Origin of the sequence: Leucobacter salsicius M1-8 (assembly GCF_000350525.1) — a bacterium.
Taxonomy (GTDB): domain Bacteria; phylum Actinomycetota; class Actinomycetes; order Actinomycetales; family Microbacteriaceae; genus Leucobacter; species Leucobacter salsicius.
The window spans coordinates 16,445-43,249 of sequence record NZ_AOCN01000022.1; the positions used below are offsets into that span (position 1 = coordinate 16,445).

General features: G+C 65.4%; 22 protein-coding genes. 9 read left to right on the top strand and 13 right to left on the bottom strand.

Annotated features, from left to right (window positions below; genetic code table 11):
• The first annotated feature begins 151 nt into the window (after positions 1–151).
• The 5 genes from C795_RS0109270 to C795_RS0109290 all read left to right on the top strand — a co-directional run bounded on the left by C795_RS0109270 (position 152) and on the right by C795_RS0109290 (position 5,210).
• Entirely contained in the window at positions 152–1,375 is a 1,224-nt protein-coding gene (locus C795_RS0109270; protein ID WP_017793477.1) for a cytochrome P450, read from the top strand.
• Positions 1,376–1,481: 106 nt separating this feature from the next.
• On the top strand, positions 1,482–2,969 hold the full coding sequence (locus C795_RS0109275; RefSeq protein ID WP_017793478.1) for a glutamine synthetase family protein: 1,488 nt from the start codon (positions 1,482–1,484) through the stop codon (positions 2,967–2,969).
• The gene (locus C795_RS0109280) at positions 2,966–3,715 is read left to right on the top strand and encodes a substrate-binding periplasmic protein (protein ID WP_017793479.1); all 750 of its coding nucleotides are present in this window, start codon (positions 2,966–2,968) and stop codon (positions 3,713–3,715) included. Before C795_RS0109275 ends, C795_RS0109280 begins: the two co-directional genes overlap by 4 nt.
• Positions 3,715–4,455, top strand: coding sequence for a gamma-glutamyl-gamma-aminobutyrate hydrolase family protein (locus C795_RS0109285; protein WP_017793480.1), 741 nt, complete (start codon positions 3,715–3,717; stop codon positions 4,453–4,455). Before C795_RS0109280 ends, C795_RS0109285 begins: the two co-directional genes overlap by 1 nt.
• Positions 4,452–5,210 carry a type 1 glutamine amidotransferase gene (locus C795_RS0109290; protein WP_017793481.1) on the top strand — a complete coding sequence of 253 codons (759 nt, stop codon included), beginning with the start codon at positions 4,452–4,454 and terminating at the stop codon, positions 5,208–5,210. The genes C795_RS0109285 and C795_RS0109290 overlap by 4 nt, the downstream gene beginning before the upstream one ends.
• On the opposite strand, the gene C795_RS0109295 is transcribed toward C795_RS0109290, so the two are convergent.
• Genes C795_RS0109295 through C795_RS0109305 form a run of 3 tightly spaced genes read right to left on the bottom strand, consistent with a single transcriptional unit; the run spans position 5,186 to position 10,405 of the window.
• Positions 5,186–5,905, bottom strand: a complete 720-nt coding sequence (locus tag C795_RS0109295; protein ID WP_017793482.1) for a cache domain-containing protein — start codon at positions 5,903–5,905, stop codon at positions 5,186–5,188. The genes C795_RS0109290 and C795_RS0109295 overlap by 25 nt on opposite strands.
• Positions 5,902–6,684 carry a FadR/GntR family transcriptional regulator gene (locus C795_RS0109300; protein ID WP_017793483.1) on the bottom strand — a complete coding sequence of 261 codons (783 nt, stop codon included), beginning with the start codon at positions 6,682–6,684 and terminating at the stop codon, positions 5,902–5,904. The genes C795_RS0109295 and C795_RS0109300 overlap by 4 nt, the downstream gene beginning before the upstream one ends.
• Before the next feature lie 16 nt (positions 6,685–6,700).
• Positions 6,701–10,405 (bottom strand): multifunctional oxoglutarate decarboxylase/oxoglutarate dehydrogenase thiamine pyrophosphate-binding subunit/dihydrolipoyllysine-residue succinyltransferase subunit, encoded by a 3,705-nt coding sequence (locus C795_RS0109305; protein WP_017793484.1) that lies wholly within the window; start codon positions 10,403–10,405, stop codon positions 6,701–6,703.
• A 240-nt stretch (positions 10,406–10,645) separates the two neighbouring features.
• Here C795_RS0109305 and C795_RS15710 point away from each other — a divergent pair, with 240 nt between their 5' ends.
• Both C795_RS15710 and C795_RS0109315 read left to right on the top strand, forming a co-directional pair.
• Positions 10,646–12,007, top strand: coding sequence for a hemolysin family protein (locus C795_RS15710; RefSeq protein WP_017793485.1), 1,362 nt, complete (start codon positions 10,646–10,648; stop codon positions 12,005–12,007).
• Positions 12,004–13,050 (top strand): hemolysin family protein, encoded by a 1,047-nt coding sequence (locus tag C795_RS0109315; RefSeq protein ID WP_017793486.1) that lies wholly within the window; start codon positions 12,004–12,006, stop codon positions 13,048–13,050. Before C795_RS15710 ends, C795_RS0109315 begins: the two co-directional genes overlap by 4 nt.
• A 23-nt stretch (positions 13,051–13,073) precedes the next feature.
• On the opposite strand, the gene C795_RS0109320 is transcribed toward C795_RS0109315, so the two are convergent.
• The 8 genes from C795_RS0109320 to C795_RS0109355 all read right to left on the bottom strand — a co-directional run bounded on the left by C795_RS0109320 (position 13,074) and on the right by C795_RS0109355 (position 21,579).
• On the bottom strand, positions 13,074–13,658 hold the full coding sequence (locus C795_RS0109320) for a hypothetical protein (protein WP_157487056.1): 585 nt from the start codon (positions 13,656–13,658) through the stop codon (positions 13,074–13,076).
• 14 nt (positions 13,659–13,672) lie between these two features.
• Positions 13,673–13,984, bottom strand: a complete 312-nt coding sequence (locus C795_RS0109325; protein WP_157487057.1) for a helix-turn-helix domain-containing protein — start codon at positions 13,982–13,984, stop codon at positions 13,673–13,675.
• 97 nt (positions 13,985–14,081) lie between these two features.
• Positions 14,082–15,320: an ABC transporter permease gene (locus tag C795_RS0109330; RefSeq protein ID WP_017793489.1), complete on the bottom strand. Its 1,239-nt coding sequence runs from the start codon at positions 15,318–15,320 to the stop codon at positions 14,082–14,084.
• The gene (locus C795_RS0109335; protein WP_017793490.1) at positions 15,317–16,147 is read right to left on the bottom strand and encodes an ABC transporter ATP-binding protein; all 831 of its coding nucleotides are present in this window, start codon (positions 16,145–16,147) and stop codon (positions 15,317–15,319) included. Before C795_RS0109335 ends, C795_RS0109330 begins: the two co-directional genes overlap by 4 nt.
• Positions 16,144–17,706: an efflux RND transporter periplasmic adaptor subunit gene (locus tag C795_RS0109340; protein ID WP_017793491.1), complete on the bottom strand. Its 1,563-nt coding sequence runs from the start codon at positions 17,704–17,706 to the stop codon at positions 16,144–16,146. The genes C795_RS0109335 and C795_RS0109340 overlap by 4 nt, the downstream gene beginning before the upstream one ends.
• Before the next feature lie 4 nt (positions 17,707–17,710).
• Positions 17,711–18,763 (bottom strand): hypothetical protein, encoded by a 1,053-nt coding sequence (locus C795_RS15715; RefSeq protein WP_017793492.1) that lies wholly within the window; start codon positions 18,761–18,763, stop codon positions 17,711–17,713.
• 148 nt (positions 18,764–18,911) lie between these two features.
• The gene (metX, locus tag C795_RS0109350) at positions 18,912–20,117 is read right to left on the bottom strand and encodes a homoserine O-acetyltransferase MetX (RefSeq protein WP_017793493.1); all 1,206 of its coding nucleotides are present in this window, start codon (positions 20,115–20,117) and stop codon (positions 18,912–18,914) included.
• Between the two features lie 133 nt (positions 20,118–20,250).
• Entirely contained in the window at positions 20,251–21,579 is a 1,329-nt protein-coding gene (locus tag C795_RS0109355) for a bifunctional o-acetylhomoserine/o-acetylserine sulfhydrylase (RefSeq protein WP_017793494.1), read from the bottom strand.
• Between the two features lie 202 nt (positions 21,580–21,781).
• Between C795_RS0109355 and C795_RS0109360 the strand changes: the two genes are divergently transcribed.
• The gene (locus tag C795_RS0109360) at positions 21,782–22,507 is read left to right on the top strand and encodes a uracil-DNA glycosylase (RefSeq protein WP_232225466.1); all 726 of its coding nucleotides are present in this window, start codon (positions 21,782–21,784) and stop codon (positions 22,505–22,507) included.
• Between the two features lie 33 nt (positions 22,508–22,540).
• Here C795_RS0109360 and C795_RS0109365 read toward each other — a convergent pair whose 3' ends face one another.
• Together C795_RS0109365 and C795_RS0109370 are read right to left on the bottom strand one after the other, a co-directional pair.
• Complete coding sequence (locus tag C795_RS0109365; protein WP_017793496.1) at positions 22,541–24,016, bottom strand: amino acid permease; 1,476 nt, start codon at positions 24,014–24,016, stop codon at positions 22,541–22,543.
• A gap of 81 nt (positions 24,017–24,097) precedes the next feature.
• On the bottom strand, positions 24,098–25,081 hold the full coding sequence (locus C795_RS0109370) for an arginase family protein (RefSeq protein WP_017793497.1): 984 nt from the start codon (positions 25,079–25,081) through the stop codon (positions 24,098–24,100).
• Positions 25,082–25,204: 123 nt separating this feature from the next.
• Here C795_RS0109370 and hutH point away from each other — a divergent pair, with 123 nt between their 5' ends.
• Complete coding sequence (gene hutH / locus C795_RS0109375; RefSeq protein WP_017793498.1) at positions 25,205–26,782, top strand: histidine ammonia-lyase; 1,578 nt, start codon at positions 25,205–25,207, stop codon at positions 26,780–26,782.
• Positions 26,783–26,805 lie beyond the last annotated feature (23 nt).

Here is a 26,805-nt window from a genome sequence, read left to right on the forward strand (position 1 = left end):
GATTTCATTTGTGAATGATTTAATCCCTAATGAATCTATGAAAATCATCAATTTGTTGATTCCACTTGCGAAACAAAACATTCATGGATAGTTTATTTGCTAACCGGCCGCTCAACGACAGAGCGGACACGAGTTCGACAAGGGAGTACGAATGACCGGACAGACGTTTCAAGAGACTGCGCCCTACCTCGATATCTCGGCCCCCGAGTTCGCCATGAACTCGGAAGCCGTGCGCGAGGCCCGGGACCGCAGCTGGTACGCGAAGACCAACTACGGGTACGGTGTGCTGCGGTACCAGGAGGTCACGGAGCTGCTGAAGCACCCAAGCCTGAATCAGGGCAGCGCAAAATGGCCTGACCATCACGGCGTGCACTCCGGCATCTTTCACGAGTGGTGGGCGAAGAACCTGCTCGTGCTTGAGGGGGAGGAGCACCACCGTATTCGCCGGCTGCTTAACCCCGCGTTCTCTCCCACGGTCGCACGTCGCCTCGTCCCCGAGTTCGAAGCGATTTCACGCGAACTCATCGATGAGATGAAGCGCAAGCACAATGCTGGCGAGCAGGTCGAATTCGTCGCTGACTTTGCCGAGCCCTTCGCCACCCGGGCGCTCTGCGCCATGATGGGCCTGCCCCACGAGCACTGGGAGTTCATCGCCTCTCGCGCCAACACTGTCGGGCTCGCACTGAGCGTCTCCATCAAAGACGACATTGAAGAGGTCGACGTGGCCGTTCAGGAACTGTACGACTTCGTGGAACGCCTCATCGCGGAGCGTCGCGAGCAGCCGGGCGAAGACGTTGTGTCGCGCCTGGTGCAGTTCTCGGAGTCGGGCGACAAGCTGAGCGACGCCGAGCTGCGCAATGCGCTCGTGCTGATGTTGTTCGGCGGCATGGACACGACGCGTAATCAGCTGGGGCTGTTGCTGCAGACCTTCATGCGCAATCCCGCACAGTGGGAGCTGCTCGCAGCTGACCCTGCAACCTACACGAAGCCGGCACTCGAGGAGGGTCTGCGAGTCAACCCGACTACCCGATGGGTGACGCGTGAGGCGAACGAGGACTTCGATTTCAAGGGCCTGTTCATCGAAAAGGGCACCACCGTGCACCTCTTCACCATGTCGAGCGGCACCGACCCCGAGGCTTACCCCGACCCCGAGATCAACATTCAGTCGGAAGCGCGTAAGCAGCACCACACCTTTGGCGGCGGCGTACACCACTGCCTCGGCCACTACATCGCGCGCGCCGACATGAGCGTAGCCCTGCCGATGCTGGCGGAGAGTTTCACCAACATCTCCTGCCCGGGTGGCGACGAGTGGTTGCCCGACTCGGGCAACCACGGCCCGATCCGGCTTCCTATTACCTTCGAGCTGCGCTCATAATCCGGGACCGGTGGCCCTCGGTTCGCGCCGGGGCCACCGGGCACCAAAGCTCATCCACAGACCACGATTTACCCAAACATCACCTTCCAATGACGAAAGGACCACTGTGTCGAACACAATTGCCGTTGATCGGTTAGAGACCGAGCTGGCCGGCCTGCTTACCTCAGACCTCTCAACCGGGGGCCGCTTTGGCGCTGCCCTGCGCGAGATTCTCGCCGACACCACCGCGTTTGCCCGGCACCAGGAGGCGAACCTGCGCCCCGAGGTCATCGAGGCCTTCGCCGAAAAGATTCGCACCAATGGTGTGAAGTACATCTACTTCATGCTGCCGACGCTGGGTGCTCGCACGGTCGCCAAGGTTGTGCCCGCCGAGCACTTCGAGCGCATGCTGCGCAAGGGCATCGCGTTTCACCGTACGGCCCTCACCGACCTGCAGACCAGCCGCGAGGGCGAGCTCATCGGCGGCGGCGTCGACGCCCATGAGTTCTGGGGTCTGCCCGATCCCGAGACCTTCCAGGTGCTGCCCTGGGACACTGAGGTCGGCCGCGTCTTCTGCACCGCCTACGATCCGCCCCACCTGGGTGAGGAGGGCGGCCGCATGATTCCGCTCGACACTCGCTCGCTGTTCAAAGCCGCCCACAAGGGCTTCACGGAGCGCACCGGTCTCGAGCTGCGTTCGGGCCTCGAGCCCGAGATGACCTGGACCGGACCGGGCATCGAAGCGATTTCCAAGCAGGACCAGAGCCCCGCGTACCAGGTCGAAAACCTGGAAAAGATGCGCCCCGTCTACAAGAAGCTCTACTCCTACGCCCAGGCGCTCGGCTTCGACATGATCCAGGGTGACTACGAGGATGCCGGCCAGATCGAGCTCAACTGGGAGTACGACCGCGCCGAACTTAGCGCAGAGCGCCTGACCACCTACCGCCAGATCTGCAAGCAGGTGGCGCGTGAGCTCGGCCTCGAGGCCAGTTTCATGGCGAAGCCGTACAACGGCAAGATGGGTAACGGCTGCCACCATAATCTGAGCCTGTGGAAGACGACCGAGGGCGGCGATGTCAACGTGGTCGAGGACGGCCGCGTCGAGCTGCACGTCACCGACACCGCGCGCCACGCGATCGCGGGCATGCTGCTGCACACCCCGGGCTCGATGGTCGTCATGGCCTCGACCGTGAACTCCTACAAGCGATTCTGGGACGCTGGCCAGTTCGCACCCTCGGGAGCCGACTGGGGCCTGGATACTCGCGGTGTGGCGATCCGGATCTCGGCAAACGGTCGCATGGAGTACCGCCTGCCCGACGCAAGCGTGAACCCCTACCTGTCGCACCTGTTCTTGCTCGCCGCGATCGAGCACGGCATCGAGGCCCAGCTGGAGCCCGGTGACCCGGGCCAGCCGAGCGCGCTGATTCGCGACGTGGTCGTGCCGAACACGCTCGGGAGCGCGATCGAGGCGCTCGAAGCCGATGAGTACCTGATGGGCGCGATCCCCGAGGAGCTCACCCGCATCTACTTGCAGCTGAAGCGCGACGAATGGGCACGCTACTGCGGCCAGATCACACAGTGGGAGTTCGATCAGTACTGGGAGGCAATTCCGTGAGCCACACAAACGAAACACAAGCACCCGTCGCTACCGCGACCCAGACGATTCGGCTGGCCTGCATCGACTCCGATGCGGCGCCGCTGTTCGACAAGAGCCCTGACGGCAAGACCCGCACAGGCTATGAGCCCGAGGCCGCGGCACTCGTGCTGCAGCGCCTCGGCGCCGACATCGAGTGGGTCATGCTGCCGTGGGAGGACATGATTCCCGCGGTGCGCCGCGGCGACGCCGATGCCGTGTGGTGCGGGCAGGGGATGACCGCAGAGCGCGCCGCTCTCGTTGACTTCACCTCGCCCTACGCCGTGTTTAACGAGTCTGTGGTCGTGCGTGCGGGCGACCCCGCCCGCACGGCCGAGGACCTCAAGGGCTACCGCATCGGGGCGATTGAGAACTCGACCAACATGAAGCTCGCTGAGACGTTCCCGGGGGTCGAGCTCGTGAGCTTTGGCGCAAGCGATGACGTGTTCGGGGACATGATCGAGGCCACCCGATCGGGTGATATCGACGGTTTCGTCGATGACGATGTCGTGATGATTCCGCTCGCCGAAGAAGACCCTGACTTCGCGCTCGCCTTTACGGTGAACACGAACAACCGTTGGGGCATCGGAGTCGCGCCGGGGAACATCGAGCTGCGCGAGCGCATCAACGAGACGCTCACTGAGGTCGTGTCAGATGGCTCGCTCGAAGCCGTCTGGGCGAAGTGGATGCCGCTCCTCCCGTTCCCGTTTGCCGCAGAGGCCGCGTAGTGGCCCCCGCGCAGGCGGCAGCCGTGCACACGGCTGCCGCCCCGCGGGTCGGGGTGACGGGCATGCTCTCGAACCAGATCCACGGGCTCCGGTTTGAGGGCAGTGTCGTGGCCGCGGCTGTGCTCCGATCCGTCGTGCGCGCGGGCGGCGAGCCGTTCACGCTGTTTGCTGAAGGGGTCTCGTCTGCCGAGGACCGGCTGCGCGGCCTAGATGGCCTCGTGGTCCCCGGCGGCTACGACATCGATCCCGCACGCTATGGCCAGGATCGCGATGCGACAACGGTGACCGCCGACTTCGAAGTACAGGATCAGTTTGAGGCCGACATGCTCGCGGCCGCCATCAAACTGGGCATTCCCGTGCTCGCCATCTGCCGCGGGTTCCAACTGTTGAACGTCGAGCACGGGGGCACGATGGTGCAGGATCTGCCCGCCGACAGCCCACACCGTGACTCGGTGCACGCTGTGACCCTCGACGCCGGCTCTGCGCTCGCGGCCGCGGTCGGCGCAACCGACCTGCCGGTCTCGTCATACCACCACCAGGCGGTCGACAAGATTGGTGCGGGCCTGCATGTTGTGGGCCGCGCATCCGACGGTATCGTTGAAGCCATCGAGCACGACAGTGCCGACCTGATTGCGGTGCAGTGGCACCCAGAAGACACGTCTGAAACCGATGCGCAGCAGCAAGCGATTTTTGGCTGGCTGGTGGATCGGGCGCGACATTCAAAGGAGAAGCAGGCATGACGACACCGCGGGTGCTGGTGGTAGAACACCAGGACAATGCCGGGCTTGGGCTGGTCGGCGATCGTCTCCGATCGCACGATCTCGAACTCGTTTTGGTCGGCCCCGACGCCGGGCGTCCCGTGCCCGACTCGCTCGCAGGGTACGACGCGCTGGTGGTGCTCGGCGGCACGATGGGCCCGACTGAGGACGACACCGCGCCGTGGCTGCCCGCCACCCGCCAGCTGCTTGCTGAGGGGATCGAGCGCGAGGTGCCGATGCTGGGAATCTGCTTGGGCGCGCAGCTGCTCGCCACGGCTGCAGGCGGGCACGTGCGCGATATGCCGGCGGGCCCCGAGGTCGGGCTCTGCGACGTCGAGTTCGCGAGTGACGCTGCACCGGATCCAGTGTTCGGTGGGCTCGCCGGTGTGACCGTGTCGGCTGTGCAGTGGCACTGGCTCGAGGCCGATTCACTGCCTGCTGATTCGACGGTGCTCGCGTCGAGCGACGCGTGCCGCAACCAGGCGTTTCGTCTGGGGACGCGAGCTTGGGGAGTGCAGTTTCACCCCGAGGCGCTCACCCGAACGGTCATCGACTGGGCGGAAGAGGATCGAGAGAATCTCGCGCTGCTCGGTATTGAAGAGAACGAGCTCGTGAGCGATCTGCGAGCCGCAGAACCGAAGCTGATCTCGCTCTGGGGTGCGGTCACTGATCGGTTTGCGAGCGTCGTGCTCGGGGCACAGACCCTCTCGGATCAGGCCATTCCCGCGTCAGCATAAAGCAGCTGCAAACCCATCGCTTTGGGTTCAAGCTGGAGCCGCACATAACCGGGTTCTTGCCCCGTGACGAGGTCACCGGGCAAGAACCCGGCGCTATTACTCAACAGCACGTTGCTGCTCTGGCTGAGGAGCGCGAACGGCTGCTCTTGCTCTACGAGCAGCGGCAGCAGCGCCCGTTCGAGATCCTGCACCTGAATATCGTTGCCTACGGCACCCACGCGTTTACCGCTGACCACTGCGGGAACCGTGAGTGTGAGCACGTACGACTCGACGCCGAGGTAGTCGATGTAGGGGCCAACGAGCGCTGATTCGCCGTCGGTAAACGAGCGCACGAACCACTCGTGCTGTTCGTAGTCGTAGTAGCGATCTGCCCCGGGAACCACACCAAATGAGTACCGTGCAAACCGGGCGTCGTCTTCCCGTACCCACCACTCGAGGTGGCCGTTCTCCGTGCCGAGGGCGGAGTGGGCAACGATGAGACCGCACCCGTCAATGAACTCGTTGGCGATCAAGAACCTGCCGGCAACCGTCTTGAGTCGGCGCCTGACCGACTCGCTCAGATCTAGGTAGCCCGCGTCATCAAGGCGAAGCCCACCAAGGAGCTCGCCGGCGAGGGCTTCCACGCGCGCGAGTCGTTCATGGAACCAGGCCTCGAGCTGCTCCCGCACCCGCTGCACGGCGGTGTTCTCGGTCATGGGGCCTGTTTCTCTTCGGAGGGAGACAGCTGGATCACGTCGCTGCCGGTGAGGGCGAGTTTGCCCTCGATAATGAGGCGCATGTTGCTGTGCACGTGTGCGACGGCGAGTCGCTGCGCCTCTTCTGGCTGGCGCTGTTCAACCGCCATGACAAGCGCGAGGTGGTCGGTGAATGACGTCTGCACCGAAGCACGGCAGATTTCCTCGCACCACAGAAACGGCGACAGCTCAGACTGCAGCCTGCGTTCGGAGGCGAGGAGCCGGGGGGACTGGCTGAGCACCGCCACCTCAAAGTGAAATCGGCTATCTGCCATCGATCGGTCACGAGCGCTGCGGGCCTCCCGGGCCTGAAACGCGAACTCGGCGAGGCGCGTGCGTGAGTGCGGCGCGATGCGTTCGGCCGCCAGCTTGGCTGCCATCCCAGACACGGCGGCCTGCTCGTCAAAGAAGTCTCGCAGTGCCACGAGGCTCGTGAACTTCAGTGACGACTGCAACAGCTCTGGTGACGGGTAGGGGGACGCCACGATGAAGGTGCCGCCGTTGCGGCCGCGTCGGGTCTCGACCACGCCCTGATCGCGCAGCGTGGCGAGTGCCTTCCGCAGGGTCGCGACGGCGACTCCGAATTGGCTAGCGAGTTCGGCCTCGGTGGGGAGCCGCTCGCCTACGGTCAGCATGCCCAGGGAGATGGCTGAGACGATGCGACGGGCGATTCCGCTGACCTGTGGGCCAGCGGAATCGCCCTCGCCCGCGACCGGGCTGCCAAGAGGTGGCTGTTGCACTACGAAATGACCTGAACTACTCGTCGAACTTCAGAGCCTTGGCGATGATCGCTTCCTGCTCGGCAGCGTGCACCTTCGCGGAGCCCGTCGACGGAGCAGCCGAGGCCGAACGGGACACGAGCGAGATGCGGTCGTTTGCGAGGTGCTTCGAGAGCTCGAGCGAGATGAACGGCCACGCGCCCTGGTTCTCGGGCTCCTCCTGGACCCACACGAGGCTGGCCTCTGCATACTGCGCGAGCACGCGCCCGAGCTGCGGGGCCGGCACCGGGTAGTACTGCTCGACGCGCACCAGCGCGATTCGCGGATCGGGGTTCTTGTCGAGCGCGTTGCGCAGGTCGTAGTAGACCTTGCCCGACACGAGGAGCACGCGCTCCACCGCCGCGGCATCTGCGATGTTGGGGTCGTCGATGACGGGCTGGAAGGTGCCGTTGGTGAAGTCCTCGACGCTCGAAGAGGCGCCGCGCAAACGCAGCATCGACTTCGGCGTGAACACCACGAGGGGCTTGCGCGGCCGGGCATACGCCTGACGACGCAGCAGGTGGAAGTAGCTCGCGGGGGTCGACGGCTGTGCCACGATCATGTTGTCCTCGGCACAGAGCTGCAGGTACCGCTCAATACGCGCCGACGAGTGATCGGGGCCCTGACCCTCGTAGCCGTGCGGCAGCAGCATCACCACGGAGGACTGCTGGCCCCACTTCTGTTCCGCAGCTGCCACGTACTCGTCGATGACGGCCTGAGCGGTGTTGGCAAAGTCGCCAAACTGGGCCTCCCACAGCACGAGCGCATCCTCGCGCTGCAGGGAGTAGCCGTACTCGTAGGCGAGGGCCGCATACTCAGACAGGAACGAGTCATAGATCCAGAATCGAGCCTGCTCCTCTGCGAGGTTGAGGAGTGGGATCCACTCCTGTCCATTCGCGCGATCGTGGAACACCGCGTGTCGCTGAGCAAAGGTGCCGCGGCGGGCGTCCTGGCCAGCAAAGCGAACGGCGGTGCCCTCCATGAGCAGCGATCCGAGGGCGAGCAGCTCACCGAAACCCCAGTCAATGCCACCCTCGCGGCTCATCTGCACGCGCTTGTCGAGCAGCTGCTGCAGCTTGCGGTGCACAGTGAAGCCCTCGGGCTTGTTGGCGTGTGCATCGCCGATCCGCTCGACAACGCTCTGATCCACAGCGGTTTCGAGGGGAGCCGGCCCGGGCCCACCAACGGTGGCGACCGGGGCAATGCCGCTTGTGTCGATGATCGGAATCGAACCGGTCTGGGCAGCGTGCGTCTCCTGGAACGCCAGTTCCAGACGATCCTGGAAGTCCTGCTTCGACTTCTCGTATTCCTCTTCGGTGAGATCACCGCGGCCGACGAGGGCGCTCGTGTAGAGGCGTCGGGTTGAACGCTTTGCCTCAATCAGATCGGTCATGAGCGGCTGCGTCATCGACGGGTCATCGCCCTCATTGTGGCCGCGGCGGCGGTAACAAATGAGGTCAACGATCACGTCGACGTGGAACCGCTGGCGGAACTCGTATGCCAGCTTTGCCACGCGCACGACCGACTCCGGGTCGTCACCGTTCACATGGAAGATGGGGGACTGAACAACCTTGCCCACATCGGAGGAGTAAATCGCCGAACGTGAGTCGGAGGGCAACGTGGTGAAGCCCACCTGGTTGTTGATGATGATGTGAATCGTGCCGCCCGTGCGGTAGCCGCGCAGCTGCGACATCTGCATCGTCTCGTACACGACGCCCTGGCCGGCCATCGCGGCATCGCCGTGAATCAGGATCGGCAGGGTGGTAAACGAGCCAATGGGCTTCAGATCTTGCTTGGCGCGCACGATGCCCTCGAGTACGCCGTTGACGGTCTCCAGGTGCGACGGGTTTGCCGCGAGGTGAATGGGAACCTGGGTGCCGTTGGGGGCGGTGAACACACCCGAGGTACCGAGGTGGTACTTGACGTCGCCCGAGCCGCCCTTGTTTGCGGTCTGGGCACCCTCGAACTCGCGGAAGATCTGCCCGTAGGTCTTGCCCGCAATGTTCGAAAGAACGTTGAGGCGACCTCGGTGCGCCATGCCGACGTCAACACTGTCGACGCCGTCTTCTGCGGCATCGATCAACATGGCGTCGAGCAGCGGGATAACCGATTCGCCGCCCTCGAGGCTGAAACGCTTCTGACCGACGTACTTCGTCTGCAGGAACGTCTCGAATGCCTCGGCCTCGTTGAGCTTGCCGAGGATACGCATCTGATCGTCGCGGCTGGGCTTCGCATACGGCACCTCGAGCTGGGCGCGCAGCCACAGCCGCTGTGCCGGATCCTGAATGTGCATGTACTCGATGCCGATCTTGCGGCAGTACGAGTCACGCAGCACCCCGAGAATGTCACGCAGCAGCATCGTGCGCTTGCCGCCAATGCCGCCGGTGACGAACTCGCGATCAAGATCCCAGAAGGTGAGCCCGTGCGATTCGATCTCGAGGTCGGGGTGCGAACGCTGCACATACTCGAGTGGATCGGTGTCAGCCATGAGATGCCCGCGCACGCGGAACGAGTTGATGAGCTCCTGCACGCGAGCCGACTTGTCGACCGCGCCCGACACATCGACGTGAATGTCAGACGCCCACTGCACAGGCTTGTAAGGAATACGCAGCGCGGCGAAGATGTCTTCGTAGAAGTTGTGCCCGCCGATGAGGCGCTGGTGCACGAGCTTCAAGAATTCGCCCGACCCTGCACCCTGAATGACGCGGTGGTCATACGTGCTCGTGAGCGTAATGGTCTTTGAGATGCCCAGATCGGTGAGGATCTCGGGAGAAGCGCCCTGGAACTCGGCCGGGTACTCGAGTGCACCCGCGCCGATGATGCATCCCTGGCCCTGCATGAGGCGGGGCACCGAGTGCTCGGTGCCGATTCCGCCAGGGTTGGTGAGTGACGCGGTGGCCCCCGAGAAGTCCTCGGCGGTGAGCTTGCCGCCACGCGCCCGCTTCACAAGGTCTTCGTACGCAGCAAGAAACTCGTTGAAGTCGAGCGTTTCGGCGCGCTTGATAGCGGGCACCATCAACGCGCGGCTGCCGTCTGGCTTGGGCAGATCGATAGCGATGCCCAATCCCACGTGTGCGGGGGCGACGACCGACGGCTTCCCGTCAACCTCTGCGTAGGCAACGTTCTGGCTCGGGAACTCCTTGAGCGACTGAATGAGTGCCCACCCGATGAGGTGTGTGAACGACACCTTGCCGCCGCGGCTGCGACGCAGGTGGTTATTGATGACGATCCGGTTGTCGATCAACAGCTTGGCCGGAACCGTGCGCACGCTGGTCGCCGTGGGAACCTGGATGCTCAGCTCCATGTTCTTGGAGAGCGAGCGCGCCATGCCGCGCAACGGCGTGATCTCGTCCTGCGGCTCAACATCAGCGGGTGCCTTCGCAGACATAGCCGAGCGAACGGTGTCCTTCGCGCGCGGCGCATCAGCCGGGATCGGGGCCACTCGGGGAGCGGCGTTGGTGGTGCGCGCTGGCTGTGCGGGAATCGTAATGGGGCTTGTCGCCGAAACAGGCGCGGCAGCGCTGCCACCAGTCTGACCTGCGGCCTGCGCCGCACCATAGCGCTCGAGCACCGGCCACCAAGACTGGTCAACCGAGTTCTTGTCGACCTGGAATTTCTTCCACATGTCGTCAACTAGCCAAGCATTTGCACCGAAATCTCCTGCGGGACCAGCCTCTGTGGTGGTCTCCGTGCGCTCCGCCAAAGCGACGTCCTCTCATTTTGTGATTCTCACAGCAAAATGCAGCCCCGGGTCTCGGCGCCACAGCCGTACAGCTCAAGCCTACGCCCTTTCCTTGGTGCTTGATGCATATCGTTCGGCTGTTTCTCCAGCGCGGAATGATAGGGTCGTTCGCGCTATGGACTCAGACTCTCGAAGACCTTCAGACCCTCCGAGTACCTGCCGCGCACTGGCGCGGCAACCTAGACTCGCGGGAGCCATCGCATGAGCGAATGGACACTCCTCGCAATCGGTATCGTCCTCACGATAGGTACCGGTGTATTCGTCGCGGCCGAGTTCGCGCTCGTTGCGCTCGACCGGCAAGACCTGGAGCGTCGGCGCGCGGGCGGCGAGCGTGGCCTCGATCGGGTGATTCGTGGGCTGTCGCGAACTTCGACGCACCTGTCGAGTGCGCAGTTGGGCATCACCCTTACGACGTTGCTGGCCGGGTACACCCTAGAACCCGCAATCAGCTCGTTCCTTGACGGCCCGCTCGGCGCCCTCGGGGTGCCGGCAGAGCTGCGTCGCACGATCAGTGCTCCCGTCGCGGTGGCACTGGCTACGGTGTTCTCGATGATCGCCGGTGAGCTCGTTCCCAAAAACTTTGCCCTCGCAAAGCCGCTCGCCACCGCCCGATTTGTGATGCCCGCCCAAGCGGCGTTCACCGCCACGTTTAAACCCGCGGTGCTCTTGCTCAATGGCAGCGCAAACGGCATTCTGCGCAGCATTGGCATCGAACCCAAGGAAGAGATCTCGGGCGCACGTTCGGCCGAGGAACTCACCTCGCTCGTGCGTCACTCCGCCAGCGCCGGGCTGCTTGAAGCAGACACGGCCACCCTGCTCGGCCGTACCCTGCGCTTCGCCGAGCTGACCGCGGGCGACGTTATGACCCCGCGACTCAAGGTCGAGAGCATGCACCGGCTCGATACCGCCCAGGACGTGCTCGAGCTGTCGGGTCGCTCTGGCTTCTCCCGTTTTCCCGTTATCGACGAGGACCGTGACGACGTGGTCGGAGTCGTGCATGTGAAGCAGGCCGTCACCGTTCCGCGCGCGAAGCGAAACGAGGTGCCGGTTGCTGCACTCGCCGAAGAGGCCGTGCGCGTCCCCGAGACGATCCGGCTCGATCAGCTCCTCGAGGACCTGCGTGGCAACGGATTCCAGCTCGCGATCGTGGTCGACGAGTACGGCGGCACCGCCGGCATCGTGACGCTCGAAGATCTGGTCGAGGAAATTGTCGGCGAGGTCTCTGACGAGCACGACCGGGCCGCGGCCGGCGTTCTGGGCACCGCCCAGGAAATGACCTTCCCCGCCGATCTTCGCCCCGACGAACTACTCGAGCAGACGGGCATCGACGTGCCCGAGGACGACGAGTATGACACCGTTGCTGGCTTCGTGCTGAGCCAACTCGGCCGCATGCCCGAGGTCGGCGACGAGGTGCGGCTCGACGACGGCGGCACGCTGCGCGTGGAACGACTCGAGGGGCGCCGCATCTCTCGGCTGCGGTTCACGAGCGACCCGCTGCCCCCGGGGGCCGCTGAAGTAGCGGCGACCGACCCAGACGACAAGACCCCAGGGAAGGCATCATGAGCGACTGGATGGGAATCTTTTGGCTCGTGGTGCTGCTGATCGCCAACGCGTTCTTCGTGGGGGCCGAGTTTGCGGTGATTTCGGCGCGCCGGTCACAGATCGAACCCAAGGCCGAGGCCGGATCGAAGCGCGCGAAGACCGCGCTCTACGCGATGGAGCACGCGACGCTCATGCTGGCCACGAGCCAGCTGGGTATCACTGTCTGCTCGCTCATGATCCTGAATGTGTCTGAGCCCGCGATCCACCATCTGCTGGTTGGCCCACTGTCTTGGACGGGGCTCTCCGTCGAGGTCGTATCGATTACCGCGTTCGTGATTACACTGCTGATCGTGTCCTATCTGCACGTCGTGTTTGGCGAAATGGTGCCGAAGAATGCGGCGTTCTCAATGCCGGATCAGGCCGTGCTGCTGCTCGCGCCGCCGCTTGTGGCGGTGTCGCGGCTGCTGCGTCACATCATTGCCGCGTTGAACGCGATCGCGAACAGTGTGCTGCGCCTGTTCGGGGTGGAACCGAAATCTGAGACGAACAGCACCTACACGCTCGAAGAAGTCGCGAGCATCGTGAGCCATTCGACGCGGGAAGGCGTGCTCGAGGATCGGAGCGGGGCGCTCACGGCAGCGTTCGAGTTCACCACCAAGCACGCAAGCGATCTGTTGGTGCCGCGCGAAAAGCTCGTTGTCTTGCCGGCGAGAGCGACGCCCGCCGACGTCGAGGCAGCGGTCGCTCGGCATGGCTTCTCGCGTTACCTGCTGGCTGATGCTGCCGGCGAACTGCGCGGCTACGTGCACATTAAGGACCTGGTGCGGTTGGGTGAGGATCGCATTCACGAGCCGATCCCCGACAAGCGGGTGCGCGAGATGATTGCAATGCACGCCGAGACCGAACTCGAGGACGTGCTGGCACGCATGCAGGCGCGCGGTATCCACCTCGCGCGCATTCACGACTCGGAGGGGCTGGAGCTCGGCGTCGTCTTTCTGGAAGACGTGATCGAGGAGCTCGTCGGCGAGGTGCACGACGCGACGAAGCGCAACCGCTTCGAGTAACGAACGCTATTGCGCGTCGAGAGCTACTGCGCGTCGAACGTGATGCGGGCGGCGATCGCGGGCTCGTCGCCCGAGGTCAGCACACTGGCGGGAGGACTGACGAGCACGTCGACCTCGGCGCTCGTGTCATCGAGTGAGACGATGGAAAACTGGACGGGTGTGTCGGGCCGGTCGACTCCACCGTAGGTCAGCGTTCCCACTGCGGTGAGAGATCCGTCGTCGCTCTGAAGGCGGCGTAGCACGGTGGGCTCAGTCAGTCGGAATGAAGCGGCGGACTGGTCATCGGGTGAACTACCAAAACTGGTTTCGAACCAGGCATCGGTGATGACCCCATCGCCCACCACGAAGTATCCGGTGGGGGTGATTGTGTCGGGCAGCGTAAGGCTGGTGGCACCGTCGGCGGCCGACACATCAATGTCGGTCACCTCGTACACGCGCTCAGATGGTGGCGCAAGAATGTCGGATCCCTGTGCCGCACTTAAGCTGGAGGAATGGGCGGTGAGGTCGGTTGCCTGAGAACAGCCGACGAGTCCCGTCGAAATAGCGACTCCTGCCAGCACGATTGCCTGGGTTCTGCGACCCGCGCGGTGCGGTTTAGTGAGGCTCACCAGGGTCCTTCCGTCTACGACTCGCTTGCCGAACTTGAGCCTAGACGGGCAAGGTGTGAGGGTTCCGAAAGGCAGGTGTGAGCGATCTGAGCCTCAGCCTGAAAACTACAGGAGACCGCGACTGCTTGCCTGCTGGAGCGCATCTGCACGCGACTCCCCCCGAGCTTGCGATAGATCGAACGCAACTGCGTCTTGAGGGTGATGAGAGAGACGTAGAGCGTCTCAGCGATTTCAGCGATTTCAGCGATTTCAGCGATCTCAGCGATCTCAGGGCGGGGCTTTCCAAGCGCGAGAAGTGCGAACACTTCCTTTTCTCGGACAGACAAGAGCTCCTCTTGATCGGGCAACCGCTCGAAATATGCGCCGTGAGGCCCCGAGCACCCCCCGCCCCTTACGCTCGGGGTCCCACAATCACTCGAGCTCTTACGCGTCGCGCAGGGCGTCGACCGGCTCAATACGCGCGGCCTTGATCGCCGGATAGCCACCTGCGGCAAGCCCCACGAGCGCGCCGACGGCGACCCCGAGCGGCGCAGCCCAGGGCGCGATCACCGGCGTCCACTGCTGTACGAGGCACACCCCAATGATCGCGAAGATGCCCACGACGACACCCATCAACCCGCCCAGCACACCGCTTGTCAGGGATTCGAGCATGAACTGAGCGGCGATGTCCCGGGTCCGGGCCCCGAGCGCGCGCCGCAGCCCAATCTCGCCGCGACGCTCTGACACCGACAGCAATGTGACGTTGGCGATACCAATGCCGCCCGCCAGCAGCGCCACTATTCCCACGGCCAGGAACAAGACGTTGACGTCAGCCTCCACGCCTTCTTGCAGCTGGTTGCCGCTGCGCGGTGCGGTCACCTTGTACAGGTCGGGGGAGTTTGGGTCGAGGGCGATGGGCGCCTGATGGGCGACAACTGAGCCAGCCCCGACCGCGATACGAATGTCGAGGCTCTCGGCCCGACTCAAGCCGAGCTCAGCGCGGGCCGTTTCGACCGGCACGATGACGGCATCGAGGAGCGCCGAACGGGTGCCGACCTTGTCGAGGATGCCGATCACTGTGTAGGCGCGGTCATCAATAAAGACGGCCGGTGAGCCCGTGACGCGGTTGATCCCAAGCCGCTTCGCGGCCTCTGCTCCCAGTACCACCACGCGGTCAGCGCGGCGATCATGGCCCGCGTCGAAGAACCGGCCGGTCTGCACCTCGCCTTCGACCACGCTGAGGAGATCGGGTGACGCGGCGACGACCGGGGGAGACGCTTGGGCTGGGGCCGACGGATCCTGCACCCGCACCGCGGTGACGGGAAGGTCCCCGGGCACCTTCGCATAGAGCGCAGCGTGCTCGACCCCGGCCAGGGTAGACACCCGATCGACCGCATCCCACGGCAGGCTCACCTTGGCACGGTCGCTGCCGCCCGGGCCATTGGTGGTGCCGGGTTCCACGGTCACGCGCGTGGCCGCAAGGGCATCGAACTGTTGGGCGATCTGACCGGCCGCAGTCTGCGCAAAACCGATCGTGGCGACGAGCGCAGCGATGCCGAGCACCGTGCCGATCATGGTGATCAGGAGTCGCGACGGGCGCGACCCGATGCCCTCAAAGGCCTCGCGCACGAGATCGCGGCTGGAGATTTTGCGGGTGATAGGTCGAGAGTTACGCCGGATCATGCGATCTCCGTCAGCTCACCGTCGTGCATGCGCACGCGACGGGCCGCGGCCTCGGCCACCGATTCGTCATGCGTGATCATGACGATCGTGAGCCCATCGGCACCGAGGTCGGCGAACAGCTGCATGATCGAGTCCGAGTTCTTGCGGTCGAGGTTGCCGGTGGGCTCGTCGGCGAGCAGCAGCCGTGGCTCGCCGCTGACGGCGCGAGCGATCGCGACGCGCTGTCGTTCACCGCCCGAGAGGTGGGCGGGGGAGAAGTCGACGCGGTGTGTGAGCCCGACCCTCTCGAGTGCTGCGCGGGCGCGGTCCTCGCGCTGATCGCGGGGCACCCCCTCGTAGGTGCCCGCAAGCATCACGTTTTCGAGCACGCTGCGGGTCGGCAGCAGATGAAATGACTGAAACACGAAGCCGATCGCGGTCGCGCGCAGCGCCGCACGCTCGTCCTCGGTGAGCTTGCCGACGTCGACGCCCTCGAAGAGAAATGTGCCCGTGCTGGGCCGGTCGAGCAGCCCCAGCGTGTTGAGCATCGTGGATTTGCCCGATCCCGATGGACCCACAATCGCAAGATAGTCGCCACGCTCGATTATGAGATCGATGCCGCGCAGCGCGTTGACGGCTGGCGGCCCCGGGAAGTAGCGTGTGACGTCCTCGAGGGTGACGATGGGGCCCGCGTGACCCGGATCGCCGATGGGAGCGGCCGCGATCATGCTCGCCGCTCGCGCGTGCTCGCGCGCCCGGCGTTTGGCCCGGCGCACCACCTCGCGGTCGCTCGGAGGGCGAGTGGGGGATGCGGGCGTAGCGTCGAGAATCGCCTCAAGGGCCGTCACTTGCCGACCACGACCTTGGCACCCGCCTTGATGCGGGGGTCCTCGCTGGTGACCTCGACGTAGCCGTCGGCCGCGAGGCCCGCCGTGACCGTGACGATCTCGGTGACGGCGTTGGGGCCGTCCTTGAGATCGACGAGCAGCTCGACGCGGTCCTCACCGCCCGAACCGGCAGACAGCGCCGCGATCGGTACCGCGAGCACCTCGCCCTCGGTGGAGGCTACGGGAATGCGAACGCGCACGTTCGTGCCGCGCACGGCCTCCAGCTGTTCGGGGGTGAGCTTGCCCGGCGTGAGGTGCACCTCGTAGCGGGAACCAGCTGAACCACCGGCGTTACCTCCCGAGTTCCCCCCGCCCTCTTGTGCGGTGTCGCCCCCGGCACCGCTGCCGGTGCCGCTCTTCTTCGGTGCAATGATCTTCTGCACGGTGGCGGTGAGCTCTTCGCCATCGGGGCCGGGAAAGTACGCGACCGTGCCGTCGGCGAGCAGCTCGGCGTCCTGCTTCGAGACGCTGCCGATGATAGTGAGGGTCGCACCGGAAACGCTCATGGGGCTGCCCGAAAGGATGTCGCCGCGGGCCACCGAAATTGCATCGACGCGGCGAGGCAAGCTCTCGAGAAAGAGCACCTCGCTCGCAGGCATGGTGGGGAGTACGGCCTGCTGGGCCTGCGCCAGCTGCTCTTGCGCGTCTGACAGTGCGGTGTAGGCGGAATCGACGGCTGCCTGCTCGCCAACGAGCGAGGGCATCTTGTCGGCGCGCGCCTGCTCGAGGCTCGCCTGGGCCTGAGCGAGCATCACATTGGCATCGCGCACCGAGCGTTCTGCACCCCGCAGCCCCTCCTGGGTCGCCTCGCCGCCGGTCGCGGCCGAGTATCCGATCTGCTCGTACAGCGCGCCGAGCGCCGACGCGGTATCCCACTCAAACGTGTCGTTTGAGGCGTCGCCGGCGGCGAAACCCAGACCCGTGAGCGCGGTCTTGAGCTGCACCACGTCGGGCCCGCGCATGCCGATGCTCAGCGAACGGTAGGCGGGGAGCCCGCCAGGCAGCACTATTACCGGCCGGCCTGCCACTTCGAGGGCAATGTTGCCGGCCTTCAACTCGGTGCCAATTGTGGGCACGTGACCCGTGACCACCGGGCGATCTTCGCCGCCGGCCGTGTCAATGGTGACATCGACCGCGTCGGCGTAGTTCACCTCACCGCGGGTGATGACCGTGTTCTCGATCGTGCGCAGCTCGACCGGGGTCGTGATGGGGCCGGGCTCGGGCGGCTTCGACTTTGCGGCCATCTCCGCCGGCGACACGATGAACTGCATTGCGGCGACCCCGATCAGGAGGGAACCGACGGCGACGCCCGCCACCAGCGCGACAAGACGTGGGCCAGACCAGCCGCGGCGCCCGGGAACAGCGACTGCATCGGGTGCCGCAGCAGCTGATCCGGCATCGCTCACCGATTCTGCCGCTTCGGCCTCCGTCGCTTCCTTTAAGGCGTCCGCGGTCGCCTCGCTGGCGTCGACCGACGGCGCGGAAGCTGCGCGCCGACCGCGACGCGAGAATGCTGCCATGCGGCTAGTCCTTCTTCGCGGCGGTGCCGTACTGAGCGATCATCGCGTCGAGCTCAGCCTTGTGCTCGTCGACAAACTTTTGTTCGAGTTCGAATTGCAGCTTCTCGAGCTTGTCGTCGTAGGAGAGCTTCTTCTTGCAGGCGAGGTCAGCCACTGCAACTTCGACCTCGCGCTCCTGAAACTTCTTCTTATCTGCCTTGCTCGGTTCGACGTACTCCTCGTTGTCGCCGCCAGCCGACTGCAGCTCGTTGTACTCATCGAACAACGCCTGCTGCGCCTGGTTGGGAGAGGTGAACTCACTGAGGCCCGCCTCGGCTACACAATCTGCCCAGTCGCGGTTGAGCTTGGCGACGTCTTCGTGCGGGTTCTCTTCGTCATAGACGACACTGAACACCTCGTTCATTGCAGTGAACAGGTCGGCAAACTGGGGGTCCTCGCTGGCTGCCTGGTAACTGTTGGACTCCTGCTGCACCTTGTTATTTGCAGCACCGTAGCAGCCGGCCTCCTCCCAGTTGTACTCGTAGTTCTCGTCTTCCTGCTGTGCGAGCATTTCTTCTTCGGTGGGCTGCGGGCCGTGCAGTGCCTCATAGTAGGCAGCCGACTCTGACTCGCTGAGTGAGTTCACGTAGTCCGCGTTGAGGTCGACGTACTCGTCTTCATCGGGCTGCGCCTCCACGTCCTCGCTCCCGGGCCAATCGATGATGCCGTAACCGTACTGCTTTGCGAACTCCTCGGTACCCCACTCTGGGCCTTCAGATTCACCCTCCGATGCCATCACCATGCCGCCGTTCGAGGGATTCGGGATGTACTCGAACCCCTCCTTGGTCATGCACGCCGCGACGAGTTCTTCTACCTCGAGCTGTTGCTTGTCGAAAGTCTCCTGCGTGTACTCTTCGCCTTCGAAGAGGGCATTCATGTACTTCGTGAGCGGTCCCTGCGCGGGCTCCTTATCGCCGGCGTCGCCACCGCTACAGGCGGTCAGCAGCAGTGCGCCTGCTGCAAGCACGGCGGGCAGCACGAGACGTGCGGTGCGGGGAAAACGAACTTGGCGGTTCATCGAGACCTCGTTTGGTAGTGGGCGCGGGGGCCACAAATTTCACCGGTGAAATTACAACTGTAGTGGGACGACAACGAGTCTCAGCTGAAATGATCCCTTGAGACTGGAGCGTCCTCGCCGGTGCCCGAGCGTCCGCGCGCCCGAGCGGTTACTGACAGAGCAGCCGCGTCAGCTCGGTGCCCACTCGCTCAAACTCGATCAGGAAGGCGTCGTGGCCGAACGGGGAGTCAATGCGGGTGGCTTGCGGTCCGTCGAGGCTGCCCGGGGTGTGCCGGGCAATCTCATCTTGCCCTTCAAGCGTGAACAGGCGATCGCTGGGAATGCCCAGCACGAGCGTGGGAATCTCAATCGTGGAGAGCGCCGCGCGCACGCCGCCACGGCCGCGCCCCACGTCGTGCGAGTTCATGGCCTGCACGAGGGTGAGGTAACTGTTGGCGTCGAACCGGCGCGTGAACTTGTTGCCATGGAAGTCGAGGTAGGACTCGACCGCAAATCGCCCGCCGCCGCCGAGCGGGCTGACCGCCGATTGCCAGGCGCGCCCGAAGCGCTCGTCGAGCTCGGTGTTGCTGCGGTAGTTCAGCAGCGCGAGTCGACGGGCGGTCGCGAGCCCGTGGTGCGGGCCGACCCCGTCGGGAGCATCGTAGTAGTCGCCGCCGTGGTAGGCCGGATCAGACCTGATCGCTTCGAGCTGCACGAGGTTGAGACCGATCTGGTCGGCGGTCGTGACGGGAGGAGCCGCGATAACTGCGAGCCGATGTGCGCGACCCGGCTGGGTGAGCGCCCACTCGAGGGCATGCATGCCCCCCATCGATCCGCCAATGACGGTATGAAACTCTTCGATCCCGATCGAGTCGGCGAAGCGGGCCGCCGCAGCGACCTGGTCACGGATCGTGAGAAACGGAAACCTGCCACCCCACTCACGGTGCTCGGGATCGAGGGATCCGGGCCCCGTCGAGCCCTGGCAGCCGCCCAACACATTGGGAGCCACGATGCAGTACTTCTCGGTATCAAGGGGGCGTCCCGGGCCCACGATTTCGGACCACCAGCCATCGGTGGGGTGGCCCGGGCCCGCGGCGCCCATGAGGTGGCTGTCGCCCGTGAGCGCGTGGAACACGAGAATTGCGTTGTCACGCGCCGCATTGAGCTCGCCGAAGGTCTCGTACGCGATGCGAACGTTGGGGATCTCCTGGCCAGCCTCGGTAGCAAGCGTTCCGATCGCCGCGAACTGACGCTGCCCCACCGGGTCGCCGTCGCGCCACCCGCCCGAAATGGGCGGCCGACCCATCAGCGCGCGCAGCTGGGCGTCGGTGATGAAATCGGTGGGAAACGAGTCCTCGGGGGTCTGCCAGTCCATGGTGCTCCATTCTGCCCTGCGGGCGGGGGCCGCGCTGCGTGACGCGGCGGCGGCGTGGCGGTATTACGCGAGTTGCCCCACATGCGCCTTCAGAGCGAAGACGCATGTGGGGCAACTCGATGCGCGCGTGCTGCTAGGCGTTGGCCTCAGCGTCGGCGACAACCTTGCGAGCGGCAGCGAAGCCCTTCTCGAGATCCGCCTTGATGTCATCAATGTGCTCGAGGCCCACCGATAGGCGCACGAGGCCAGGGGTGACGCCCGCAGTGAGCTGCTGCTCGGGGCTGAGCTGCGAGTGCGTGGTTGATGCGGGGTGAATGATCAGGCTGCGCACGTCGCCAATGTTGGCGACGTGGCTGAACAGCTCGACGTTCTCGACGACCGCGCGGCCAGCCTCCACTCCGCCCTTGAGCTCGAAGGAAACGACCGCGCCGACACCCTTGGGGGCGTACTTGTTGGCCGCGGCGTACCAGGGGCTTGTGGGGAGACCCGAGTAGTAGACGGTCGCGACGTCGGGGTGGTTATCGAGCCACTCCGCGACCTCCTGCGTGTTCTGCACGTGGCGCTCCATGCGCAGCGACAGCGTCTCGATGCCCTGCAGCAGCAGCCACGCGCTGAGCGGAGCGATCGATGCGCCGAGGTCGCGCAGCAGCTGCACGCGAGCCTTGATGATGTAGGCGATCCCGTCGCCCACCGCACCGGTGTAGCTGACGCCGTTGTATGACTCGTCGGGCTCCGTGAGGCCGGGGAAGCGGTCGGCGTGCTCGGACCACGGGAACTTGCCGCCGTCGACGATGACTCCGCCGAGGGTCGTGCCGTGGCCGCCGAGGAACTTGGTGGCCGAGTGCAGCACGATGTCTGCGCCGTGCTCGAAGGGACGCACGAGGTAGGGGCTTGCGACGGTGTTATCGACGATCAGCGGCACATTGTTCTCGTGCGCGACGTCGGCGACGGCACGAATGTCGAGCACGTTTGAGCGGGGGTTCGCGATGCTCTCGGCAAAGAACAGCTTCGTGTTGGGGCGCACAGCGCGCTGCCATGCTGCCGGATCGTCCTGATCCTCCACAAAGGTGACTTCGATGCCCAGCTTGGCGAGCGTGTACTTGAAGAGGTTGTACGTGCCGCCGTAAATCGAGGAGGACGACACAATGTGGTCGCCCGCGCCAGCGATGTTGAGCACAGCGAACGTCGATGCCGATTGGCCACTAGCGAGCAGCAGTGCAGCAGTGCCACCCTCGATGGCCGCGATGCGCTGCTCGGCGACGTCCTGCGTCGGGTTGTTGAGGCGCGTGTAAATGGGACCGAACTCGGTCAGCGCGAAACGCCCCGCCGCCTGCGCCGTGTCCTCGAACACGAAAGCGGTGGTCTGGTGAATGGGCAGGGCGCGCGATCCGGTGGTGGGATCGGGTACCTGACCAGCATGAATCTGCTGGGTTTCAAAGCCCCATGCGGTGGTGTCAGTCATTGGAAACTCCTCGGTGAGTGGAAGTGGAGGGGGCCGCCGCAATTAGGCTCGCAGTGACGCTGTATTGAGACTACGAAATGCTCGCCGGGGCGGCAACACGTGCCGACACGAGGCGTAACTTATCGCCCGGTACACTGCATCCTTACGGCGTACACGGTCTTCGGAACAGGGGGGCTGGGGCCGTCGAACGAAAGGCGGGCGCGTGGTATCTCGCGTGGCAGGGAAAACTGAGGCCGAGGGGCTGGCATACCTCGAGGGTCTCGCCGAGGCGGGGCGCATCGCGGACGATTGGGCGGCAGCGCTCACTCCCGTGGCGGCTGAACTCGCAGCGCTTGACGCCGCGCGCGCGGCCGAGCGCGCCGCGGGCGTTGAGGTACTTCCTCCCGAGGCCGATGTTTATCGGGCATTCGAACGGCCGCTCGCACGGGTGAGGGTGCTTGTCGTGGGGCAGGATCCGTACCCCACCCCCGGGCATGCGATGGGGTACGCGTTTGCGGCCGCTCGCGATGTCCGGCCGCTGCCACGAAGCCTCGCGAACCTGTACCGCGAGCTACATGACGACCTGGGGATTGATCCGGCACCCCACCCCGATATCAGCGCGTGGGCCGACCAGGGAGTGCTGCTGCTCAACCGCGTGCTGACGGTGCGCGCGGGGGAGGCCGGGGCCCATCGCCGCATGGGCTGGGAGCGGGTCACCGACTGTGCCATCGATGCGCTCGCAGCTCGGGGCGGGCCGCTCGTGGCGATCCTGTGGGGCAATGATGCGCGGGCACTCGCGCCCCGCCTTGCCGCAACGACGGTCATCGAGAGCGCCCATCCGTCGCCGCTGTCGGCACGGCGCGGGTTCTTCGGGTCGCGCCCGTTCAGCCGGGCCAACGCGGCACTCGAGGCGCAGGGGGCGGCCCCGATCGATTGGCGGGTGGCTTAGCCGGGTACGAGCCGAGGTCGGCTCCGGTCTCCGCTACGGCGCAATCGGCGCGGCCCGGCGGCCGCGAAGGAAGAACCAGTACCAGCCCGAGAGCAGCAGCACCCAGCCGGCCCCGACGTAGATGGCGGGCCGGGTGTCGGGCACGATCGCAATGAGTGCGAGCACCGCGATGACAAACGTGATCGTGACATAGGAGGCCGCCGGCCACAGCGGCACGGGGAACGTGCTCGGCGTGAGGCCCTCGCGGGCCACTTCACGCTTCATGCGTACGTGGGCGATCAGAATGACGAGCCAGACGAGTACCGTGGCGAAGGTCGCGAGCGCGGCGATGAGGAAGAAGACCTGATCCGGGAACAGTGCGTTGATGACGACGCCCACTAGCAGCGCACCCACCATCGCCACGACCGGCATATAGGGCACGCCGCCGCGGCTCGTGCGCGTGAACGCCTTGGGTGCCTGGCCCTTGAGAGCGAGGCCGTGGAGCATACGGCCCGCGCCAAAGATATCGGCGTTGATTGCCGAGAGCGCCGCCGTGATGATCACGAAGTTGAGCACGTGGGCGGCCGCCGGAATGCCGATCGAGTCGAACACCGACACGAACGGGCTCGACGAACCGTCGATGGCGGTCCAGGGCTGCAGCATCATGATGACGCCGAGCGTAAGGACGTAGAACAGCAGGATGCGCACCGGCACCGAGTTGATGGCCTTGGGGATCACACGGCCCGGGTCCTGCGCCTCGCCCGCCGTGATGCCGATGATCTCAATGCCGCCGAACGCAAACATGACGATGGTGAATGAGGCGAGGAAGCCCCACAGTCCGTTGGGCATGAAGCCGCCGTGGCTGAAGAGGTTCGCGAGGCCCGCGGCGCCTTCGCTCTGGTTGCCGAAGCCGAACACGATGACGGCGATGCCGCCCGCGATCATCAGCACGATGGCCGAGATCTTGATGAGCGAGAACCAGAATTCGAGCTCACCAAAGGCCTTCACGCTGATGAGATTGAGCGCCGCGATGAAGAACACGGCTGCAAGTACCCAGATCCAGCGGTCGACGTCGGGGAACCAGAATCCCATGTAGATGCCGAACGCGGTGACATCGGCGAGGGCGACCACGAACATCTCGAAGGTGTACGTCCAGCCCACGAGGAACCCCGCGAACGGGCCGATATAACGCGAGGCGTAGGCCGAAAAGGAGCCGGACACGGGATTGCGCACCGCGAGCTCGCCGAGCGCACGCATCACCATAAAGACGGCTGCGCCGCCGATGATGTACGCGAGGAGCACCGAGGGGCCCGCGGTCTGAATCGCACCCGCCGAGCCCATGAAGAGGCCCGTGCCGATCGCTGAACCGAGCGCCATGAAACGAATGTGGCGGGCGGTGAGCCCTCGCTTCAGCTCAGTGTGGGGCCGCGATGCATCTGCATCGCGCGCGTGTGACCGCGTGGTCATTTGGGCCGGATCGGGTACCTCTGAGGCTGGTGCCTTCGGGGGCAGGCCGTCCGTCGAATTCATTGCGCGATCCCTCTCGGCGGGATCTCCCGCACCGAAACACTGTAACCCGAGCGCCTGAGTTTCAGAGAATCGCGCTGCGTGTTAGCGCCCCGGGCGGCTCGCGAGTCCCGCCGCGGCCTCGAGCACGCACAGCGCCGCGAGCCGCACGGTGCGCTGATCCGGGGTATCGACGGTGACATCGACCTCGGCGATGTCGATGCCGCGCACGCGCGAATCTGCCGCGAGCAGCCGGGCCGCGAGCCGGAGCTCGTGCGCCTGGATGCCACCGGGAATCGATGCGGGGCAGCCGGGGGCGACGGAGCGATCGCAGACGTCGACGTCGAGATCGACATGCAGCGGGCCGCCGCCCGACCCCGCAATGTGCAGCGCCTCCTCGATCACGTCGTGCATCGTGCGGGTGTGGAGCTCATCGCGGTGAATCACGGTGATGCCGTACTCCTTCGCCCGGCGGCGGTACTCGGCGGAGTTGGCAAAGTCGGCGATGCCGATCTGCACAATGCGACGCGGGTTGAGCCCCGCCTCGATCAGCCGGCGCACGGGGGACCCGTTCGAGCGGCCGTCGCGCAGATCGTGGTGTGCGTCGAGCGTAATGAGCCCGGCCGTTTCGAGATCGTCACCGTAAACCCCCAGCGCCGCGGGAACGGTGAGGGAGTTGTCGCCGCCGAGAGACACGACAAGGTCTGCGCGAGCCGCGAGGCTTGCGACGAGCGCGCGCGCTGCTGCCTCGCCCACCTCGGTGTCGGGGTCGATGGCGTCGCCCGCATCGATGATGGTGAGCGCCTCGTCGAGCACCAGCTCGTTCTCGAGTCGACGGCGGCCAGGGAAGCCCGGGGCGACGACGTGGCCCGAGTACCGGCGCAGCGCCGCCCGCACGGCGGCGGGAGTCTCATGCGCGTTGGTGGGGGAGAGCGAGGTGCGCGACGTGGGGATGCCCACGAGTGCCATGTCGACGTGCACGCCCGCTTCGGGCAGCGGCCCCCAACCGCCCGTGCGTGGCCAAGCGGGATCTGACGATAGGACGGGGCCGGTCTGCGCTTCATTGCGGGGACTGTGATCGCTGCTCATGTCTTGACCGTAACAACTTCGCGGCGGCTTCTGAAACATCACGTCTCGTGATTGTCTGGGATTTCAGACAGCGAAGGTCGGTTGGCTGTGTCGTGCGGCCCGCGAGTGCGATGGAATCAAACTATGAACACTCACGCAACCGTCACGCTCGGCGCCACACCGCTCACGATCGCCGAGGTCGTCGCGGTCGCCCGCCACGATGCGGCCATTGCCGTATCGGCTGCCTCGTACGACCGTGTTGCCGCGAGCCGCCAGATCGTCGAGGACCTCGCGAACGACACTCAGCCCCACTACGGCATCTCGACCGGATTTGGGGCGCTCGCCAAGGTGCAGATCCCGGCGCCCAAGCGTCAGCAGCTGCAGCGCAGCCTGATCCGCTCGCACGCCGCAGGCACCGGCGCCGAGGTTGAGCGTGAGGTCGTGCGAGCGCTGATGCTGCTGCGGCTTGCCACGCTCGCCACCGGACGTACGGGTGTGCGTCCGGTCGTGGTGGAGACCTATACCGCGATCATTAATGCGGGGATCACCCCGGTGGTGCACGAGTACGGTTCGCTGGGGTGCTCAGGGGATCTCAGCCCGCTCGCCCACTGCGCCCTCACGCTCATGGGCGAGGGCCAGGTGCGCGTGAGCCTCGACCCGCACACCGCGCCGATTGATGCCGCCGAGGCGCTCGCCGCAGCGGGCATCGAACCGCTCGTGCTCGCCGAGAAGGAGGGTCTCGCCCTTATCAACGGCACCGACGGCATGCTGGGCATGCTGTGCCTCGCGCTCACCGACCTCGCCGATCTGTTCGCCGTGGCCGATGTTGCCGCCGCGGCCTCTGTCGAGGGACTCGCTGGCACCGACGCCGTGTTCGCGGCAGACCTGCAGGCGTTGCGCCCGCACCCCGGCCAGGCCGCGGCAGCTGCCAACATGCGCGCGGTGCTCGAGGGGTCCCACCTAATTCAGCGCCCCCGCGAGGGCGAGTTCACTCGCGTGCAGGACGCGTATTCGCTGCGCTGCGCACCCCAGGTGCACGGCGCTGCCCGCGATACTGCGGCGCACGCCGCAACGGTCGCCGGGTACGAGCTTGCCTCGGCGATCGACAACCCCGTGGTGCTGCCCGATGGCCGGGTCGAATCGAACGGTAACTTTCACGGCGCCCCCGTGGCGTACGCGCTCGACTTTCTCGCGATCGCGGTCGCCGATCTCGCGAGTATCTCGGAGCGCCGCACCGACCGCTTCCTCGACGTGGCCCGCAATCACGGGCTGCCGCCGTTTCTTGCGGCCGACGCGGGTCTCGACTCGGGGCTCATGATCGCCCAGTACACCGCCGCGGGCATTGTCTCTGAGCTCAAGCGCCTGGCGGCCCCCGCCTCGGTCGACTCCATTCCGTCTTCGGCGATGCAGGAGGACCACGTGTCGATGGGCTGGCACGCCGGCCGCAAGCTACGCCGCGCCGTCGACGGGCTGTCGCGCGTGCTGGCGATCGAACTGTTGGCGTCGACCCGCGCCCTCGATTTCCGTGCGCAGGCAAGTGACGCTGATACTCAGACGCCCTCGCCCGCGACCAGTGCCGTGCACGAGCTATTTCGCACACGAATCTCGGCGCCCGACACCGATTCGTTCCTGTCGCCGACTATTACGGCGGCGCACGAGTTCGTCGTGAGCGGTGCGGTGCGCGCGCAGGTCGAAGCCGCCCTTGGCGCACAGCTCCGCTAGCGCGCCCGGATGGGGCGCCGGTA